At 72.5% G+C, this 17,304-nt stretch carries 18 protein-coding genes; 9 read left to right on the plus strand and 9 right to left on the minus strand.

Translation table 11 applies throughout. From position 1 onward, the window contains the following. Nucleotides 1–20 precede the first annotated feature (20 nt). Genes ACZ3HQ_RS25900 through ACZ3HQ_RS25910 form a run of 3 tightly spaced genes read left to right on the plus strand, consistent with a single transcriptional unit; the run spans nucleotide 21 to nucleotide 2,984 of the window. Nucleotides 21–1,403, plus strand: coding sequence for a ferredoxin reductase family protein (locus ACZ3HQ_RS25900; protein ID WP_467514445.1), 1,383 nt, complete (start codon nucleotides 21–23; stop codon nucleotides 1,401–1,403). A gap of 17 nt (nucleotides 1,404–1,420) precedes the next feature. Next, entirely contained in the window at nucleotides 1,421–2,188 is a 768-nt protein-coding gene (locus ACZ3HQ_RS25905) for an FMN-binding protein (RefSeq protein ID WP_467514447.1), read from the plus strand. Nucleotides 2,189–2,243: 55 nt separating this feature from the next. Further along, complete coding sequence (locus tag ACZ3HQ_RS25910; RefSeq protein ID WP_467514767.1) at nucleotides 2,244–2,984, plus strand: FAD:protein FMN transferase; 741 nt, start codon at nucleotides 2,244–2,246, stop codon at nucleotides 2,982–2,984. A gap of 13 nt (nucleotides 2,985–2,997) precedes the next feature. Here the strand turns inward: ACZ3HQ_RS25910 and ACZ3HQ_RS25915 are convergent, their stop codons facing one another. The 6 genes from ACZ3HQ_RS25915 to ACZ3HQ_RS25940 all read right to left on the minus strand — a co-directional run bounded on the left by ACZ3HQ_RS25915 (nucleotide 2,998) and on the right by ACZ3HQ_RS25940 (nucleotide 8,971). After that, nucleotides 2,998–3,540 (minus strand): arginine repressor, encoded by a 543-nt coding sequence (locus ACZ3HQ_RS25915; protein WP_030812919.1) that lies wholly within the window; start codon nucleotides 3,538–3,540, stop codon nucleotides 2,998–3,000. A 7-nt stretch (nucleotides 3,541–3,547) separates the two neighbouring features. After that, complete coding sequence (locus ACZ3HQ_RS25920; RefSeq protein WP_467514449.1) at nucleotides 3,548–4,744, minus strand: acetylornithine transaminase; 1,197 nt, start codon at nucleotides 4,742–4,744, stop codon at nucleotides 3,548–3,550. Continuing rightward, complete coding sequence (gene argB / locus ACZ3HQ_RS25925; protein ID WP_467514450.1) at nucleotides 4,741–5,655, minus strand: acetylglutamate kinase; 915 nt, start codon at nucleotides 5,653–5,655, stop codon at nucleotides 4,741–4,743. The genes ACZ3HQ_RS25920 and argB overlap by 4 nt, the downstream gene beginning before the upstream one ends. Further along, nucleotides 5,652–6,803: a bifunctional glutamate N-acetyltransferase/amino-acid acetyltransferase ArgJ gene (gene argJ / locus ACZ3HQ_RS25930; RefSeq protein ID WP_467514452.1), complete on the minus strand. Its 1,152-nt coding sequence runs from the start codon at nucleotides 6,801–6,803 to the stop codon at nucleotides 5,652–5,654. Before argJ ends, argB begins: the two co-directional genes overlap by 4 nt. Further along, nucleotides 6,800–7,828: an N-acetyl-gamma-glutamyl-phosphate reductase gene (argC, locus tag ACZ3HQ_RS25935; protein WP_467514454.1), complete on the minus strand. Its 1,029-nt coding sequence runs from the start codon at nucleotides 7,826–7,828 to the stop codon at nucleotides 6,800–6,802. Before argC ends, argJ begins: the two co-directional genes overlap by 4 nt. A 96-nt stretch (nucleotides 7,829–7,924) precedes the next feature. Continuing rightward, nucleotides 7,925–8,971, minus strand: coding sequence for a hypothetical protein (locus ACZ3HQ_RS25940; protein ID WP_467514455.1), 1,047 nt, complete (start codon nucleotides 8,969–8,971; stop codon nucleotides 7,925–7,927). Nucleotides 8,972–9,076: 105 nt separating this feature from the next. Between ACZ3HQ_RS25940 and ACZ3HQ_RS25945 the strand changes: the two genes are divergently transcribed. After that, entirely contained in the window at nucleotides 9,077–9,817 is a 741-nt protein-coding gene (locus tag ACZ3HQ_RS25945) for a VOC family protein (protein ID WP_467514456.1), read from the plus strand. Between the two features lie 4 nt (nucleotides 9,818–9,821). On the opposite strand, the gene hchA is transcribed toward ACZ3HQ_RS25945, so the two are convergent. Further along, nucleotides 9,822–10,694 (minus strand): glyoxalase III HchA, encoded by an 873-nt coding sequence (gene hchA, locus ACZ3HQ_RS25950; RefSeq protein WP_467514458.1) that lies wholly within the window; start codon nucleotides 10,692–10,694, stop codon nucleotides 9,822–9,824. A 140-nt stretch (nucleotides 10,695–10,834) separates the two neighbouring features. Here hchA and ACZ3HQ_RS25955 point away from each other — a divergent pair, with 140 nt between their 5' ends. Then, the gene (locus tag ACZ3HQ_RS25955; RefSeq protein ID WP_467514460.1) at nucleotides 10,835–12,712 is read left to right on the plus strand and encodes a GMC family oxidoreductase; all 1,878 of its coding nucleotides are present in this window, start codon (nucleotides 10,835–10,837) and stop codon (nucleotides 12,710–12,712) included. Here the strand turns inward: ACZ3HQ_RS25955 and rox are convergent. Beyond that, nucleotides 12,663–14,141, minus strand: a complete 1,479-nt coding sequence (gene rox / locus ACZ3HQ_RS25960) for a rifampin monooxygenase (RefSeq protein ID WP_467514461.1) — start codon at nucleotides 14,139–14,141, stop codon at nucleotides 12,663–12,665. The two genes, ACZ3HQ_RS25955 and rox, sit on opposite strands and share 50 nt — an antisense overlap. A gap of 212 nt (nucleotides 14,142–14,353) precedes the next feature. Between rox and ACZ3HQ_RS25965 the strand changes: the two genes are divergently transcribed. From ACZ3HQ_RS25965 to ACZ3HQ_RS25980, 4 genes are all read left to right on the plus strand, one after another. Continuing rightward, nucleotides 14,354–15,052, plus strand: coding sequence for an SAVMC3_10250 family protein (locus tag ACZ3HQ_RS25965; protein WP_467514463.1), 699 nt, complete (start codon nucleotides 14,354–14,356; stop codon nucleotides 15,050–15,052). Nucleotides 15,053–15,140: 88 nt separating this feature from the next. Then, nucleotides 15,141–16,010 carry an AraC family transcriptional regulator gene (locus tag ACZ3HQ_RS25970; RefSeq protein WP_467514464.1) on the plus strand — a complete coding sequence of 290 codons (870 nt, stop codon included), beginning with the start codon at nucleotides 15,141–15,143 and terminating at the stop codon, nucleotides 16,008–16,010. A gap of 23 nt (nucleotides 16,011–16,033) precedes the next feature. Then, complete coding sequence (locus tag ACZ3HQ_RS25975) at nucleotides 16,034–16,267, plus strand: hypothetical protein (protein WP_467514466.1); 234 nt, start codon at nucleotides 16,034–16,036, stop codon at nucleotides 16,265–16,267. Continuing rightward, nucleotides 16,264–16,710: a DUF6314 family protein gene (locus ACZ3HQ_RS25980; RefSeq protein WP_467514467.1), complete on the plus strand. Its 447-nt coding sequence runs from the start codon at nucleotides 16,264–16,266 to the stop codon at nucleotides 16,708–16,710. Before ACZ3HQ_RS25975 ends, ACZ3HQ_RS25980 begins: the two co-directional genes overlap by 4 nt. On the opposite strand, the gene ACZ3HQ_RS25985 is transcribed toward ACZ3HQ_RS25980, so the two are convergent. Further along, nucleotides 16,692–17,285 carry a histidine phosphatase family protein gene (locus ACZ3HQ_RS25985; RefSeq protein ID WP_467514469.1) on the minus strand — a complete coding sequence of 198 codons (594 nt, stop codon included), beginning with the start codon at nucleotides 17,283–17,285 and terminating at the stop codon, nucleotides 16,692–16,694. The two genes, ACZ3HQ_RS25980 and ACZ3HQ_RS25985, sit on opposite strands and share 19 nt — an antisense overlap. Nucleotides 17,286–17,304: the final 19 nt, after the last annotated feature.

Raw genomic sequence — 17,304 nt, forward strand, 5'->3', positions numbered from 1 at the left:
GTCAAGTCCCCGGAGGAACCGTGACCACCACGCTCGCAGGCGGACGTGCCGCCCGCCGCCAGACGATGCGCCGCATCCGCCCGCGCCGCTCGCCGGCCGTCCCGCTGCTGCTCGCGGTGTGGGCGGGCGCGGCGGCCGTGTTGTGGCTCTGGTGGCACAACACCCCCTCGATCGCCGACAACGCCGGCCGGGTCCTGAACGCCGGGCGGATCACCGGGCTGCTGGCCGGGTACCTGATGGCGCTGGTCGTGCTCCAGATGGCGCGCGTACCGGCGCTGGAGCGGCGGGTCGGCTCGGACCGGGTGGCCCGCTGGCACGCGATGAGCGGCCGCTACACGCTGAGCCTGGTCCTGGCGCACGTCTTTCTCATCATGTGGGGGTACGCCCTCCAGGCCGGGAAGTCGCTGGGCGACATCGTCCAGCAGACCGTCGACTCGGTGAACCAGCTCCCCGACATGGGCAAGGCGGCCATCGGCACCGGCCTGTTCGTGGTGATCGGGCTCTCCTCCATCGGCCCGGTCCGGCGCAGGCTGCCGTACGACACCTGGTACCACGTGCATCTGCTGACGTACGCGGCGGTGTTCCTGACCTTCTGGCACCAGATCACCACCGGCAACGACTTCGCGGTCGAGCCGATGGCGAAGACCTTCTGGTACGCGCTGTACGGCGTGGTGAGCGCGCTGGTGCTCTGGTACCGGGTGATCGTGCCGGTCCGGCTGAACCTGCGGCACCGGATGCGGGTGGAGGCGGTGATCGAGGAGTCGCCGGGCATCGTGTCGGTGCTGATCTCCGGGCGGAAGCTGCACCGGATGGGCGCGGAGGCGGGCCAGTTCTTCCGCTGGCGGTTCCTGGCGCCGGGGATGCGGTTCAGCTCGCACCCGTACTCGCTGTCGGCGGCGCCCCGGCCGGGGATGCTGCGGATCACCGTGAAGGCGATCGGCGACCACAGCGCCCGGCTGCGCGAGCTGACGCCGGGCACCCGGGTGTGGGCGGAGGGCCCGTACGGGGCGCTCACCGCGCAGCGCCGCAGCCGGGGCAAGGTACTGCTGGTGGCGGGCGGGGTCGGGATCACGCCGATGCGCGCGCTGTTCGAGACGCTGCCGGGCGCCTCCGGTGACATCACCCTGCTGTACCGGGCCAACACCACGCAGGACCTGGCCCTGTGGGACGAGCTGGCGGCGATCGCCGAGGAGCGGGGCGCCCGGCTGATGTACGCGGTGAACAGCCCGGAGGGCGAGCGGCCGGACATCTCGGCGGAGAACCTCCGGCGCAAGATGCCCGACATCGACCGCCACGACGTCTTCATGTGCGGGCCGCCCGGCTTCGCGCAGTCGGTGTACGAGGCACTGCGCGGCGCGGGAGTCCCCGCCCGGCGCATCCATCACGAGTCGTTCGAGATGTGAGCGGAGCTCCAGAAGCCATGAGGAAGAGCCACCCCATCCGTCGCGTGATGCTGGCCACCGCGGCCACCGTGTCCGGTGTCGTGCTGCTGCTGTCGCTGAAGCCCGCGTCCGACCCGGCGTCGGCCTCGGCTGCCGCCCCGCCGGCGTCGGCCGCCGCGCAGGAGTCCCCGCAGGGCGGGTCCGGCGGCGGCGCCCCGGCGTCCGACCGGGCCGGCACGGTCACCGGGGACGCGGCACAGACGCCGTACGGCGCTGTGCGCGTCCGGCTGACGGTCAGCGGCGGGAAGATCACCAAGGCGGAGGCCGTCGAGGCGCCGAAGGGCCCGACGAGCGACGAGAAGACCGCGCTGGCGGTGCCCCGGCTGAACCAGGCGGTCCTCGCGACGCAGAACGCGGAGATCGACTCGGTGTCCGGGGCGACCTACACCAGCACGGGGTACAAGAAGTCGCTCCAGTCGGCGCTGGACAAGGTCAAGAAGGCTCCCACGGGCGGGAGTTCCGGCGCGGCGCAGGCGCGTACGGTCACCGGCGGTGCGGAGCAGACGCCGTACGGGGCCGTCCAGGTGCGGGTCACGCTCAGCGGGAAGAAGATCACCAAGGCCGAGGCGGTCCAGGCGCCCAAGGGCCCGACGAGCGACGAGAAGACCGCGCTCGCGGTGCCCCGGCTGAACCGGGCGGCGGTCGCGGCGGGCAGCGCGGAGATCGACTCGGTGTCCGGGGCGACCTACACCAGCACCGGGTACAAGAAGTCGCTCCAGTCCGCGCTGGACCAGGCCGGTGGCTGAGACGGTGGCCGAGCGGGCGGGGACACCGCATGTGCTGCGGCACGCGGAGGAGGTCATGGGCACCGTCTTCTCCTTCGACGTGCGCGGCGGCGACCCCGGTGAGGTGCGCGCGGCGCTGGAGAGGGCGGTCGCGGGACTGCACCGGGTCGACGCCGTGTTCAGCACCTACCGCGCGGACAGCGAGGTGTCCCGGCTGGCCCGCGAGGAGCTGACACCGCAGCAGTGCGCCCCCGAGGTGCGCGAGGTGCTGGCACTGGCGGCCGAGGCGGAGCGGGTGAGCGACGGCTGGTTCAGCACCCGGTACCGGGGGACGCTCGACCCGACCGGGATCGTCAAGGGCTGGTCGGCCGAGCGGGCCGCGCGCACACTGGCCGCCGTCACCGGGGTGTGCGGGGTCAGCGTGAACGGCGGGGGTGACGTCCAGATGGTGGGCGCGCCCGAGCCGCACCGGGCCTGGCGGGTGGGCGTGGCCGATCCGCTCAGGCCGGGCGGCCTGGCGGCGGTGGTGTCGGCGGCCGGCGCGGACGAGCTGGCGGTGGCGACGTCGGGCACGGCGGAGCGGGGCGCGCACATCGTCGACCCGCGCACCGGCCGCTCCGCGGTGACCGACCTGGTCGCCGTGACGGTGGTGACACCCCGGCTGACCTGGGCCGACTGCTGGGCCACCGCCGCCTTCGCGATGGGCTCCCGGGCGGGCCTGGCCTGGCTGGAGTCCCTTCCGGACGTGGAGGGTCTGCTGATCACCGCGGGCGACGAGGTCCGCTGCACGGGGGGTCTGGCGACCCGGCTGGGCTGAGCGGGAGCCTCGCCTACGGCGCGTTCTGGGCCAGCCTCAGCAGGTGGTCCGCGAGGGCCTGGCCGCCGGTGGCGTCCCGGCTGATCAGCATCAGGGTGTCGTCACCGGCGATGGTGCCGAGGACGTCGTGGAGTTCGGCCTGGTCGATGGCCGAGGCGAGGAACTGGGCGGCGCCGGGCGGGGTGCGCAGCACGACGAGGTTGGCGGACGCCTCGGCGGAGATCAGCAGCTCCTGGGAGAGCCGCCGCATCCGCTCCTCCTTGGCGGAGCCGCCCAGCGGGGCGCGCGGGGTGCGGAAACCGCCCTCGCTGGGCACCGCGTAGATCAGGTCGCCGTCGGTGTTGCGGATCTTGACCGCGTTCAGCTCGTCCAGGTCGCGGGAGAGCGTCGCCTGGGTGACGCTCAGCCCGTCGTCGGCGAGCAGCTTGGCGAGCTGGCTCTGCGAGCGCACCGGCTGCCGGTTGAGGATGTCCACGATCCGGCGGTGTCGGGCCGTCCGGGTCTGCGGTACGGCGGGTCCGCCCGCCGCCTGATCGTGGTCCTGCGCCTGGCTCATCGTCGTCTCATTCTCGGGGTCGTCCGTCCTCGGTGCTTGCGTCGAGGATGCCGGGCAGCGCCTGGAGGAAGGCGTCCACCTCGTCGTCGCGGAGGTTCAGCGGGGGCATGATCCTCACGACGTCGGGGGCGGGCGCGTTCACCAGGAACCCGGCCTCCTGGGCCGCCGCCTGCGCGTGCGCCGCGTGCGGCCCGGTGAGCACGATACCCAGCAGCAGGCCCGCACCCCGGACATGGTCGACCAGCGGGTGGCCCAGCGCCTCGATCCCGGCGCGCAGGGCCTCGCTCTGCCGCTTGGTGTTGGCGAGCAGGCCCTCGTCCTCGATGGTGTCCAGGACGGCGAGTCCGGCGGCGCAGGCGACCGGGTTGCCGCCGAAGGTGGTGCCGTGCTGGCCGGGCTGAAGCAGGTCGGCGGCGCGGCCGAAGGCGATGGTGGCGCCGAGCGGCAGTCCGCCGCCGAGCCCCTTGGCGAGGGTGACCACGTCGGGCAGTACGCCCTCGTGGGCCTGGTAGGCGAACCAGTCGCCGGTGCGGCCGACGCCGGTCTGCACCTCGTCCAGCACGAGCAGCGCGCCGGTGGCGGCGGTGATGGCGCGGGCGGCCTTGAGGTAGCCGGGCGGCGGCACCACGACCCCGCTCTCGCCCTGGACCGGCTCGATGATCACCATGGCGGTGTCCGGGGTGACGGCGGCGGCGAGCGCCTGCGGGTCGCCGTACGGGACGTGCGTGACGTCGCCGGGCAGCGGGCGGAACGGCTCCTGCTTGGCGGGCTGGCCGGTGAGGGCGAGCGCGCCCATGGTGCGGCCGTGGAAGCCGCCCTCGGTCGCCACCATGTGGGTGCGCCCGGTGAGCCGGCCGATCTTCAGCGCGCCCTCGTTGGCCTCGGCGCCGGAGTTGCAGAAGAACACCTTGCCGTCCCGGCCGAACAGCCGCAGCAGGCGCTCGGCGAGGGTGACGGGCGGCTCGGCGACGAACAGGTTGGACACATGGCCGAGGGTGCCGATCTGCTCGCTGACCGCGCGGACGACCGCCGGGTGGGCGTGCCCGAGGGCGTTCACCGCGATCCCGCCGACGAAGTCCAGATAGCGCTTGCCGTCGGCGTCCCATACGGCCGTTCCCTCACCCCGTACGAGGGGGAGGCGCGGGGTGCCGTAGTTGTTCATGAGGGCGCCCTGCCAGCGCGCGGTCAGTTCCTCGTTGCTCATGACTCCCCCGGGGTGTCCGGCTCGTCGGGCACGACCATGGTGCCGATGCCCTCGTCGGTGAAGATCTCCAGCAGGATCGAGTGCTGGACGCGGCCGTCGATGACGCGGGCGGTGCGCACGCCGTTGCGTACGGCGTGCAGGCAGCCCTCCATCTTGGGCACCATGCCCGAGGAGAGGTCGGGCAGCAGTTTCTCCAGCTCGGTGGCGGTGAGGCGGCTGATCACCTCGTCGGAGTGCGGCCAGTCCTCGTAGAGTCCCTCGACGTCGGTGAGGACCATGAGGGTTTCGGCGCCCAGCGCAGCAGCGAGTGCCGCAGCCGCCGTATCAGCATTGACGTTGTAGACATGACCGTCGTCCTCGGAGCGGGCGATGGAGGAGACGACCGGGATGCGGCCGTCGGCGAGCAGGGCCTCGATGGCGCCGGTGTCGATCTCGGTGATCTCGCCGACGCGTCCGATGTCGATGAGTTCGCCGTCGATCCTCGGCCGGTGCCGGGTCGCGGTGATGGTGTGGGCGTCCTCGCCGGTGAGGCCGACGGCGAGCGGGCCGTGCGCGTTGAGCAGGCCGACCAGCTCGCGCTGGACCTGCCCCGCGAGCACCATCCGTACGACGTCCATGGCCTCCTCGGTGGTGACCCGGAGCCCGGCCTTGAACTCGCTGACGATGCCGTGCCGGTCGAGCGCGGCGCTGATCTGCGGTCCGCCGCCGTGCACGACGACCGGCTTGAGCCCGGCGTGGCGCAGGAAGACGACGTCCTGGGCGAAGGCGGCCTTCAGGCCCTCGTCCACCATGGCGTTGCCGCCGAACTTGATGACGACGGTCTTGCCGTGGTGCCGGGTGAGCCAGGGCAGCGCCTCGACGAGGATGCGGGCCTTGGGGAGCGCGGTGTGCTTCCGCGTCGGGGTGCTCATGACGAGTACGCGCTGTTCTCGTGGACGTAGTCCGCGGTCAGGTCGTTGGTCCAGATGGTGGCGGTCTCGGTGCCGGCGGCGAGGTCGGCAACGATGTGCACCTCGCGGTAGCGCATGTCGACCAGGTCGCGGTCCTCGCCCACCGAGCCGCCCTTGCAGACCCAGACGCCGTTGATGGCGACGTTCAGCCGGTCGGGCTCGAAGGCGGCCTTCGTGGTGCCGATGGCGGAGAGCACGCGGCCCCAGTTGGGGTCCTCGCCGTGCAGGGCGCACTTGAGGAGGTTGTTGCGGGCGATGGACCGGCCGACCTCCACGGCGTCCTCCTCGGTGGCCGCGTTGATCACCTCGACCTTGATGTCCTTGCTGGCGCCCTCGGCGTCCCCGATGAGCTGGCGGCCGAGGTCGGCGCAGGCCTCGCGGACGGCGTCGGCGAACTCGTCGTAGCCGGGGGTGATGCCGGAGGCGCCGGAGGAGAGCAGCAGGACGGTGTCGTTGGTGGACATGCAGCCGTCGGAGTCGACGCGGTCGAAGGTGACCTTGGTGGCGTCGCGCAGCGCCTTGTCCAGCTCGGCGTCGGTGAGGTCGGCGTCGGTGGTGAGGACGACCAGCATGGTGGCGAGGCCGGGGGCGAGCATGCCGGCGCCCTTGGCCATGCCGCCGACCGTCCAGCCGTCCCGGCTCACCACGGCGGTCTTGTGGTGGGTGTCGGTGGTCTTGATGGCGAGGGCGGCCTTCTCGCCGCCGTGCTCGCTCAGCGCGGCCGCGGCCTTCTCGACGCCGGGGAGCAGCTTGTCCATGGGCAGGGTCACGCCGATGAGGCCGGTGGAGCAGACGGCGACCTCGATGGCGCCGCGGCCGAGGACCTCGCCGGCCTTCTCGGCGGTGGCGTGGGTGTCCTGGAAGCCCTGGGGGCCGGTGCAGGCGTTGGCGCCGCCGGAGTTGAGGACGACCGCGCTGATCTGGCCGCTCTTGAGGACCTGCTCGGACCACAGCACCGGGGCGGCCTTGACGCGGTTGGCGGTGAAGACGCCGGCGGCGGCTCGTCGGGGGCCGGTGTTGACCACGAGGGCCAGGTCGGGGTTGCCGTTCTGCTTGATCCCGGCGGCGATGCCCGCCGCGGTGAATCCCTTGGCCGCTGTGACGCTCAAGGCGCGACTCCGATCGTGGAAAGCCCGGTGGTCTCGTCGAGCCCGAGGGCGATGTTCATGCTCTGTACGGCACCGCCCGCGGTGCCCTTGGTCAGGTTGTCGATGGCGCTGATCACGATGACCCGGCCGGTCTCCGCGTCCAGGGCGACCTGCGCCTGGACGGCGTTGGAGCCGGTGACGGCGCCGGTGGCCGGCCACTGCCCCTCGGGCAGCAGCCTGAGAAACGGCTCGTCGGCGTACGCCTTCTCGTAGACCGCGCGGACCGTCTCCGCGGTGACCCCGGCGCGTGCCCTGGCGCTGCACGTGGCGAGGATGCCGCGGGGCATGGGCGCGAGGGTCGGGGTGAACGAGACGCTCACCCGCTCCCCGGCGGCCGCGCTGAGGTTCTGGATCATCTCGGGGGTGTGCCGGTGCCCGCCGCCGACGCCGTACGGGCTCATGGAGCCCATGACCTCACTGCCGAGCAGATGCGCCTTGGGCGCCTTGCCGGCCCCGGAGGTGCCGGAGGCGGCGACGATCACGGCCTCGGGCTCGGTGAGTCCGGCTTCGTAGGCGGGGAAGAGGGCGAGGGAGACGGCGGTCGGGTAGCAGCCGGGTACGGCGATGCGCTTGGCACCCTCCAACGCGGCCCGTGCGCCAGGGAGTTCGGGCAGGCCGTAGGGCCAGGTGCCGGCGTGCGGGGAGCCGTAGAACCGCTCCCAGTCGGCGGGGTCCGTGAGCCGGAAGTCGGCGCCCAGGTCGATCACGAGCACGTCCGGGCCGAGCTGCTCGGCGACGGCGGCGGACTGGCCGTGGGGCAGCGCCAGGAACACCACGTCATGCCCGGCGAGGGCCTCGGCGGTCGTCTCCGCCAGCACCCGCTCGGCCAGCGGCGCGAGCTGCGGCTGCAGCTCACCGAGCCGTCGCCCCGCACTGGAGTGCCCGGTGAGCGTCCCGACCTCGACCCCGGCATGCCCGAGGAGCAGCCGCAGCAACTCCCCACCCGCATACCCACTGGCCCCGGCCACCGCCGCGCGCACCACCATGTCAGCCTCCTTCGACTGGCATGACTATACGTAGCGCCGCAGATTTATGCAATCAGGTGTACGAAGAAGGCGGGTGGGGCGGGTGGGGCGCGCCCGCTAGGACCGGATCGCCCTCCCGCACTCGTCCGCCCTGGACGTGCCGCCCGACTCGAACGGCTTGTCGGTGTCGTACGGGTCGACCCGCCTGTCGGACTCGTTCGCCGGGTGGGAGGGGCCGAAGGGTGGGACGAAGTAGCCCGTGGGGGCGCCGCAGCCGCCGTTGGTCACGTCGTACTTGTAGGAGGCGATCGAGAAGGTGCCCGGTTCGGTGTGCACCTTGTCGGGGTCGTCCCAGCTCAGGACCAGTTCGCGGCGGACGATCGTGCGCACGATCTCGTCGTCGGCGGGGCGGGCTACCGGGTAGACGAAGGTGACGTCGGCGGTCACCCGGAGCGCGCCGCGCTCGCCCTCGCGGTAGGTGAGGCCACCCCGCGTCTTCACGACGTCGCCCACCAGGTGGGCGTGGGAGGGCTGGAACCGGCTGAAGAGGAAGAGGGGGTCGTGCTGCTCCGTCGGGGTGCGGAAGGCGGTCTTCAGCAGGGCCTGGACGTCCTTCTGGTGCGGGTTGATCAGTGCGATCGCCTTCTCGGGCCGCTCGCCCCGCAGCACCGCGCGGTCCAGGCTGGACGCGACGAGGAAGTCCCGGCTGCGGGCGAGGGCCCGCTCGACCTCGGCCGCGCTCATCCAGCCGACCGCCTTGGCCTTCGGCATGGTGATCCCGGCCGCTTCGCTCGCCCAGTTCGCCGCCGGCGAACCGCGGAACGGCTCCCGCGCGGTGGGCTGCTGGGGGTCCGGCGTCGGGGAGTCGGAACCGGTGACGAGGTCCAGCACCCGCCCGGGGGCGAGCCCCACCACGAGCAGCGCCAGCACGGCCAGCAGTCCGACCACGTACCAGCCGACGCGCCGCTTGTGCCGCGCGGGCGGGTGGCTGCGCCAGCCCTCGGCGCTCCGGTCGGGCTCCGTGCGCAGCCGTCTCGCCACCTCGCGGGCCCGCGCGGACGGCTCCTTGGGCGCGTCGGCGCTACCCGCGACCGACTCGCGCAGAAACCGCTCCCACTCCTCGTCGGACCTCGACGAGCCGTCCGGCTCCGTACCCGCGCCCATTCCAACCCCCTGATCATCAGCAGACCGCGACCCACTCTCCCCTGGGACGCGTCCGCATAATGACACAGAGCACCGACAGCCAGGCCGGCCCATAAGATCACCGCCATGGGACTGCGACCTGTGCACGTCAATGTCAAGGCCGTTGATGCCTCGGGGGTCGGGCGGTTCTGGGCCGAGGCGCTCGGGTGGACCGCTTACCGTCCCGGTGTGACGACCTATGTGGGGCCTGCCGGCGGGCTGGTGTGGCCGGACCCGGTGGTGGTCGGGGTGGATGTCGTGCCCGTGCCGGGGGGCAAGGGGACGGCGAAGAACCGTACGCATCTCGATCTCGCCACGACCTCCCTGGAGCACCAGGCGGAGCTGGTCGCGCGGCTGAAGGAGCACGGGGCCACGGCCCTCGACATCGGGCAGGGGGACGTGCCGTGGGTGGTGCTCGCCGATCCCGAGGGGAACGAGTTCTGTGTGCTGGAGCCCCGGGAGCGGTACCGGGACACCGGGCCGATCGCGGCGGTGGTCGTGGACTGTGTGGAGCCGTCGGCGATGGCCCGGTTCTGGGGTGAGGCGCTGGGGTGGACCGTGCACCGGGCGACCGACGACCTCGTACTGCTGAGGGCGGCCAACGGCACTGGCCCGTACATGGAGTTGTTCCGCTCGCCCACAGCGGACACCGCGCCCGACCGCGTCCACCTCGACCTGCTCCCCCACTCCGGCGACGACCAGGCGGCGGAGGTCGCCCGGCTGAAGGCGCTCGGCGCCGTCGATCTCGACCTCGGACAGGGCGACGTCCCGTGGACCTGCCTCACCGACCCCGAGGGAAACGCGTTCTGCGTGCTCGCGCTGCCCTGAGGGCTCAGTCCTTCGCCGCCTCGACCAGCACGTCCGCCGACAGCAGCCCCAGCGCGTTGGAGGCGAGCGGGCTGTCGCCGGTGAGGAGTCCGCGGTCCTGGTGGGTCTGGCCGGTGATGTCGGAGTTGAGGACCTCGATCCCCTGCTTCTCCAGCAGATCGGCGACCAGCCACCGCAGCGGGCCGGGAAGGTAGCCCATCTCCAGGTTGGGACCGGTGTCGAGGGCGTCGGGGAAGACGCAGAGCGAGTAGCCGGCGAAGGGCGACCTGTCCTTGCCCCGTGCGGCGGCGAGCAGCGCGGCCGGGCCGTGGCAGAGCGTGATCACGTACTTGTCGTTGGCGAGCGCCCAGTCCAGCGTCTCGGTCACGTCCTCACTCTCCGCGAGCCCGATCACCGCACCGTGCCCGCCGGGGATGAAGACGGCGAGGTAGTCCGACTCGGGCCCGAGCTTGTCCGCGACCACCTCGGAGAGCTTCAGCGGCTGCTTCAGCTTGGGTTTGATCGCCTCGTACGTCTCCATGACGGCCTTGTCCTCCTCCGGCAGGGCCCACAGCTCCAGCTTCACGGGGTTGCCGCTGAGGGTGGCCACGTCGACGTCGAAGCCCGCCTCCATCATGTGGTGCAGCGGGAGCAGCATCTCGACGGGATGGTTGCCGGTGGAGAAGAACTTGCCGTCCTCGGTGAGCAGATACCGCTCGTCCGTGCCGATCATCAGCACCTTCCACCGCCCGCCGGTGTAGGCGCCCTTGTGCTGGACTCCGTCGAAGTCGGTCTTCGGCGCGGTGTACTTGCTCAGCGAGTACGGGGACGGGAAGTACGCGTTGTCCTCGGCCGGGTCGGGAGCCGGGTCCTTGCTCAGGTCGGTCGCGTCCGACATGGGAAACCTCCGTGGGGCAGGGGCTGCCAGGCGAAACGTCCTTCTCTCCAACGTAGACACCGCCCCGGTCACCCGCACGATGTGGCGGGCGCGGCCCCACGGGTGCACAGTGGCCGGGGGGAGCGCGTGGAGGAGACGGGATGCCTCAGCAGCCACCGGACACCACTCAGGAATTCGACTTCGTCGTCGTCGGCTCGGGTGCCGGCGGCGGCCCCCTGGCCGCGAACCTCGCCCTGGCCGGTCACCGGGTCCTGGTGCTGGAGGCGGGCGACGAACACGACTGCCCGTACTACTCGATCCCGATCATGCAGGCGTTCGCCAGCGAAGATCCCGACATGGCGTGGAACTTCTTCGTACGCCACTGGGACGACCCGGCGACCCAGCGTGAGGACTCCAAGTTCACCGGTGCCGAGGACGGCGTGCTGTACCCGCGCGGCAGCTCGCTCGGCGGGAGTACGACGGTCAACGCGCTGATCATGCTGTTCCCGCAGGGCAGGGAGTGGCAGCGGCTGGTGGAGCTGACCGGTGACTCCGGGTGGAGCCAGGAGGCGATGCGGGAGCGCTTCCGGCGTCTGGAGAACTGGCAGGGCCAGGACGCAGAGCCGCTCCCCGGTGAGACTCCGGCCGAGCGGGACGCCAAGTCCCGGCACGGCAGGGACGGCTGGCTCGGTACGACCCGCGCCGCCCCCTCCCTCGCGTCCCGCGAACCCCGCTTCCTCGACATCATCGGCGCCGTCGAACGCACCGCCCGCGACCGCTTCGGCATTCCCGACGGCGTCCCCCTCCCCCGCGACCCCAACGCGGCCGACACCCCGCCGGACTTCCAGGGCATGGGCTTCATCCCGGTCTCCGTCGACGGCGGCGCCCGCAACGGCGCCCGCGAGCGGCTGCTCGACGTCCGCCACCGGGTCGGGGACCTGCTGACGATCAGGACCAACACCCTTGTCACGCGCGTGTTGTTCGACGGCGACCGTGCGGTGGGGGTCGCGTACCGCGAGCAGCACCGCGCGTACGGCGCCTCGTCGGACCGTACGTGCCGGCTGCGGCCGGACGCGGCGGACCGGGACGAGGACGCGGTGAGCGAGGGGACGGCGTACGCGCGCAACGAGGTCATCCTGGCCGGGGGCACCTACAACACCCCCCAGTTGCTCATGCTGTCCGGCATCGGGCCGCGCGAGGAGCTGGAGCGGCTCGGCATCCCCGTACGCGTCGACGCGCCCGGCGTGGGGCGCAATCTGCACGACCGGTACGAGGCGTCGGTGGTGGCCGAACTCGACCAGGACTACCCGCTGTTCCAGGGCTCGTCGCTGGACGTGCCGCTCGCGGACGAGGAACAGGACCAGTTGATCGGCGAGTGGTACGCCGACCGGGGCGGCCCCTACGGCACCAACGGCCAACTCGCCGCCCTCATCGGCAGATCGAGCGTCTCGGACGGCGACTCCGACCTCATGCTGCTGGCGATGCCGCTCGACTTCCACGGCTACTACCCCGGTTACGCCGAGGAGGCCACCCACGGCCGGAACCGGCTGGGCGTGGTCGTGCTCAAGGGACACACCAAGAACCGGGGCGGCACGGTGACCCTGCGCTCCACCGATCCCACCGAGCCGCCCGAGATCCGGTTCCACTACTTCTCCGAGGGCACACCGGGCTGGGAGGAGGATCTGGACGGCTTGGTGGACGGGCTGCGGATGGCGCGTGACGTGATCGGCAACGCCTCGGAGGCGGGCGTGAAGGGCGAGTTGGTGCCGGGTCCCGAGGTCCAGACCGACGACCAGCTCAAGGAGTGGGCGCGGACCCAGTCCTGGGGCCACCACGCGTGCGGCACCGCCAGGATCGGCCCGGTGGACGATCGACTGGCGGTACTGGACGGCGACTTCCGGGTGCGCGGAGTGGAGGGGCTGCGGGTGGTGGACGCGTCGGTGTTCCCCGACATCCCCGGCCTGTTCATCGCCTCCGCGGTCTACCTGGTCAGCGAGAAGGCGAGCGAGGCGCTGCTGGCTGAGTACCCGGCGCCGTGACCCCGGCCTCGCCGAACCACCTGGGCAGGTGGGCGAGCAGCTCCTCCTGGCTCTCCCCCGCCCAGGCGACATGGCCGTCCGGGCGCAACAGCACGGCGGGTACGTCGAGTTCTCCGCCGGCGTCGACGAGATGGTCCACGCGGTCCGCCCAGCCGTCCACCGAGAGCTTGCCGGTCCGGTCGAGGAGCAGGCCGCGGGCGCCGCGGGTGTGCTCGTAGAGGCGTCCCTGTTCGAGCTCGACGTCCCGGAGCCGCCGGCCGACGAGTTCATGGTCGCCGCCCAGGTCGTAGCGGATGTCGACAGCGGTGATCATGCCGGTGATGTGGCGGTTGACCTCCTCGAAGTCCATGAGTCGGGCGAAGAGTTCACGCAGTGCGGTGGCGCCGGGGTCGGTGCCGAGGAGGGTCATCGCGGCGCGGGTGGTCTCCAGCACCCGGGCGCCGACCGGGTGGCGTTCGGCGTGATAGGTGTCCAGCAGGCCGTCCGGGGCCCAGCCGCGCACCTCGGCGGCGAGCTTCCAGCCGAGGTTGAAGGCGTCCTGGACGCCGAGGTTGAGTCCCTGTCCGCCGGCCGGCGGGTGGATGTGGGCCGCGTCTCCGGCCAGCAGGACCCGGCCCACGCGGTAGCGCTCGGCCTGCCGGGTGGCGTCGCCGAAGCGGGACAGCCAGCGGGGTGAGTGCACGCCGAAGTCGGTGCCTGCGACCGCCCGCAACTGCTGCTGGAACTCGGCGAGGGTCGGGGCGGCACGGTCCTCGGAGACGCCGTCGGCGGGCACGATGACGCGGTAGACCCCCTTCTGGCCGTCGACATCGGGTGAGAGGCCGAAGCGCAACTGCGTCTTGCGGACCTCCTCGACGACCGCCGCGATGGTCGCCGGGTCCTCGGTGGCCTCCATGTCGCCGAGCAGCGTCTCGACCGAGGCGGGCTCGCCGGGGAAGCCGACGCCGAGCAGCTTGCGTACGGTGCTGCGGCCGCCGTCGCAGCCGACGGCGTACCGGGCGCGGAGGTCGGTGCCGTCGGCGAGCCCCACGGTGACCCCGTCCGCGTCCTGGCTCAGGGCGACCACTTCCTGTCCGCGCCGGATCTCGGCGCCGAGTTCACGGACCCAGTCGCCGAGCAGCCGCTCGGTGACGGCCTGCGGGGTGGCGAGGCCGTACGGATGGGCCGTGTCCAGCCGGTCCGGCCACGGCTTGACGATGCCGCCGAACAGGCCGCCGGCCTGGAACTTCTCGCTCTCCGCGAGGAACCTGTCCAGCAGGCCCCGCTGGTCCATCACCTCGACGCTGCGCGCGTGCAGGCCGCGGCCGCGGGACTGGCTGCTCGGCTCGGCCAGCCTCTCCAGCACCACCACATCCACCCCGGCCAGCCGCAGCTCCCCGGCCAGCATCAGCCCGGTCGGCCCGCCGCCGACCACGATCACATCGAACATCAACCCGCCCCATCAACGAAATCACCTGTCGGCCGGGCAAGAAGGAGCAAACTCCACGAGAGCCCCATATCCCTCACTCCCGACCGCGGCCGCCCATTCTGCGCCACCGAGAGGGCCTTGCCGCAAGGCCCCCTGTGCGCTATATCTTGAAAGTGGCAGGAGGTGTACAACCTCTTGCCTTCGTTGTTTTCCGGGGGAAGAGCAGAGCCGGGGTGGCGTTGCGCGAGTTCATCTACCTGTCCGACGCCAAGCTGCGGCAGTTCATCCCGCACCCGCGCCGGCTCCGGCGTCCCGGCGCCCTCCGCCTGACCACACCCGTCGGCGGGATCGACCTCGACGCCCCGACGGGCGACGCGGACAGCGCGCGCGGGCGGCAACTGGACCAGGTGGTCGGGCACTTGGCGGAATCGGCGCGCTGGTTCGCCGAGCCGGATCTCCGGCCCGGCGGGTGGGTGTGGTTCGAGGCCCCGTTGCTGTACTTCACGCTCCGGGACGCCGACCGGGACCTGGTCCTCTTCACCGACCCGGTTCCAGGCACCGACCCGCAGTACCCGGCGCCCGGCTGCCGCCTGCTCCTGCACGGTTCCGTCCGTCACCTGCTCGGTGTGATCCCGGTTCCGGTCGAGGGCGCGCAACTGGTGGAATACGGCGGGGGCGGAGACAGTGGGGGGACCCCCTTCATCACCGCGGCCGGACACGTCGTCCGTGCCCTGACCGGTACCGATGCCCCGGCGCCTCCGGGCGCCCAGGGCGTGCGCGACCTCCTCGCCGCTCTGGACGCACTCCAGCCGGATCTCCCCACCGCACCCTGGACCCAGGGCTACGCCCGCGTCACCGCCTCCCTTCCCGCGACCGCGACCGCACCCCGGTGCCTGGTGGCGAGCCCCCTGACGGTGGAGTACATGCCGTAGGCACCCGACAGAATCGGGCACGGAATGTCGGGTCCGGGGTGCTTCCGCGCGCCTAGCGTTCCCGGTGTCAGAGGGAAGGGAACGGGGCGTGCTGGAGCGGTTGAACCAGGCGATGGAGCGGATCGAGCTGGGGCTCGGTGCGGGGGTCGACGCGGAGGAACTGGCGCGGGTTGCCGGGACCTCGGTGTATCACCTGCGGCGGATGTTCTCCGCGCTGGCCGGGATGCCGTTGTCGGAGTACGTGCGGCGCAGGCGGCTGACGCTCGCGGCGGCCGAGGTGGCCGCGGGGCGGGAGACCCTGCTCGACATCGCGGTGCGGTACGGGTACGGGTCGGGCGAGGCGTTCGCCAGGGCGTTCCGCGCGATGCACGGGGTCGGCCCGAGCGAGGCCCGGCGGGCCGGTGTGACACTCAGTTCGCAGCCCCGGATGTCCTTCCGCCTCGTCGTCGAAGGGAACAGTGACATGCGGCACCGGATCGAGCGGAAGCAGGCGTTCGGCGTGGTCGGATACAAGGCGCGGGTGCCGTTGGTGCACGCCGGGCCGAACCAGGCGATCATCGACTTCGTCCGGGGGATCGGCCGGGAGGATCTGGCGCGGCTGGCGGAGCTGTCGGACCAGCAGCCGGAGGGTGTCGTCGCGGTCTGCGACGACCTGGACCCGAGCCGGGCCGAGGGCACGGAACTCGACTACTACCACGGTGTGGTGACGTCGGCCCCCGCCCCTCAGGGGCTGGACGTGCTGGCCGTCCCGGCAGGCACCTGGGCGGTGTTCACGGCCTCCGGTCCGATGCCGCTCGCGGTCCAGACGCTGTGGCGGGACGTGTTCACGCAGTGGTTCCCGTCGAACCCGTATGTCAGCCGCCCCGGCCCGGAGATCCTGCGCGTCCGGCCGACCGGGGACGGGAGCGGGGCGGACGCCGAGCTGTGGCTGCCCGTGGAGGGCGCGGTGACCGGCTGAGGGGCGGGCCGTAAGCTCGGGGTATGGATGTGTGGGTGCCGTACCTGGTCTTGTGCGGCGGGCTGGCGGTGGTGCTGGGGGCGCTGAGCCGGCTGGCGCTGTACGTGCGGCGGCGGGGCGGCGCCGGGGGCGTGCTGGCCGCGTACGAGGAGGCGTTCCGGGCGACCAGCCATGCCGCGCATCAGGAGATCCGGGCGGAGGCCGTCCGCAGGACGCCCGCGGACTCGCCGGACGGGCCGTTCCGGAGGACGCGGTGACGGGCGGCGCGTGGTGGCCGGTGGCGGACACGCTCGGGTTCCTCGCCGGGCGGTGGCGGGTCACCCGTACCGTGCGGGACCTCGCGGGCGCGGACGAGGGGTACTTCGCCGGGCACACCGAGTTCGGACCGCTGGACGGCGGGCTGCTGCACGAGGAGGCCGGGGAGTTCACCTGGCAGGGCGTGACGCGGCCGGCGACGCGGACGCTGCGGTTCCTGGCGGGGCCCGAGCCGGGCACGGCGGACGTGCGGTTCGCGGACGGGCGGCCCTTCCACGACCTGGACCTGCGCAGCGGGCGGCACATCGCCGGGCACCCCTGCGCGGCCGACTTCTACCGGGGCGAGTTCACCGTGACCGACGCCGACCACTGGCGTTCGGTGTGGCGGGTCGGCGGCCCGGAGAAGGACCTCGTGCTCACCACGGACTACGTGCGCGAGGGCTGAGGCGACACCGCGTCCAGCCGCAGGGTCCAGCGGCCCGCGCGCCCGGCGACCGTGATGGTGGAGAGCGGGCGTACGTCGATGCTCCAGAAGGCGGACGGCGGCGCCTGGAGGGCGTAGACGAGGGCCGCGCGGATCACGGCCGGTTCGGCCACCGCGACGATGCGGGCGTGGTCGTCGCCGGGCCGGGTGTCCAGCCAGCCGCCGACCCGTGAGATGAAGGCGAGCATCGACTCGCCGCCGTGCGGACTGGCCCTCGGGTCGGCGAGCCAGGCGTCCACCGCCTGCGGCTCGCGGGCCATCGCCTCGGGCAGCGTCAGCCCCCGCCAGCGCCCCATGTCGCAGTCCCGCAGGGCGAGTTGGGCGAGCGGGGCGTAGCCGAGCGCGTCGCCGGTGGCGCGGCTGCGCGGGGTCGGGGAGCAGTAGCGCAGCTCCGCGGCCGCGAGCGGCAGCAGATACCCGACGACGCGCTGCACCTCGTCCCAGCCCGCCTGGTCCAGCGGCCGGTCGTCCTGGAACCGCTCCGCCTGCGACGGGGAACCGTGCGCTGCGGCCACGAACGTCACCCGAAGTGGCATGCGGTGATGGTGATCCCCG

This window comes from Streptomyces sp. NPDC018263 (assembly GCF_055562575.1).

What these genes read in the sequence shown, in the direction of transcription:
- ACZ3HQ_RS25915 (WP_030812919.1), bottom strand. Translation starts at nt 3,540, where the DNA reads ATGAGCCAGGCGCAGGACCACGATCAGGCGGCGGGCGGACCCGCCGTA.
- ACZ3HQ_RS25910 (WP_467514767.1), top strand. Translation starts at nt 2,244, where the DNA reads ATGGGCACCGTCTTCTCCTTCGACGTGCGCGGCGGCGACCCCGGTGAG.
- rox (WP_467514461.1), bottom strand. Translation starts at nt 14,141, where the DNA reads ATGTTCGATGTGATCGTGGTCGGCGGCGGGCCGACCGGGCTGATGCTG.
- ACZ3HQ_RS25940 (WP_467514455.1), bottom strand. Translation starts at nt 8,971, where the DNA reads ATGGGCGCGGGTACGGAGCCGGACGGCTCGTCGAGGTCCGACGAGGAG.
- argB (WP_467514450.1), bottom strand. Translation starts at nt 5,655, where the DNA reads ATGAGCACCCCGACGCGGAAGCACACCGCGCTCCCCAAGGCCCGCATC.
- ACZ3HQ_RS25975 (WP_467514466.1), top strand. Translation starts at nt 16,034, where the DNA reads ATGGATGTGTGGGTGCCGTACCTGGTCTTGTGCGGCGGGCTGGCGGTG.
- ACZ3HQ_RS25985 (WP_467514469.1), bottom strand. Translation starts at nt 17,285, where the DNA reads ATGCCACTTCGGGTGACGTTCGTGGCCGCAGCGCACGGTTCCCCGTCG.
- ACZ3HQ_RS25955 (WP_467514460.1), top strand. Translation starts at nt 10,835, where the DNA reads ATGCCTCAGCAGCCACCGGACACCACTCAGGAATTCGACTTCGTCGTC.
- ACZ3HQ_RS25905 (WP_467514447.1), top strand. Translation starts at nt 1,421, where the DNA reads ATGAGGAAGAGCCACCCCATCCGTCGCGTGATGCTGGCCACCGCGGCC.
- ACZ3HQ_RS25920 (WP_467514449.1), bottom strand. Translation starts at nt 4,744, where the DNA reads ATGAGCAACGAGGAACTGACCGCGCGCTGGCAGGGCGCCCTCATGAAC.
- ACZ3HQ_RS25945 (WP_467514456.1), top strand. Translation starts at nt 9,077, where the DNA reads ATGGGACTGCGACCTGTGCACGTCAATGTCAAGGCCGTTGATGCCTCG.
- argC (WP_467514454.1), bottom strand. Translation starts at nt 7,828, where the DNA reads ATGGTGGTGCGCGCGGCGGTGGCCGGGGCCAGTGGGTATGCGGGTGGG.
- hchA (WP_467514458.1), bottom strand. Translation starts at nt 10,694, where the DNA reads ATGTCGGACGCGACCGACCTGAGCAAGGACCCGGCTCCCGACCCGGCC.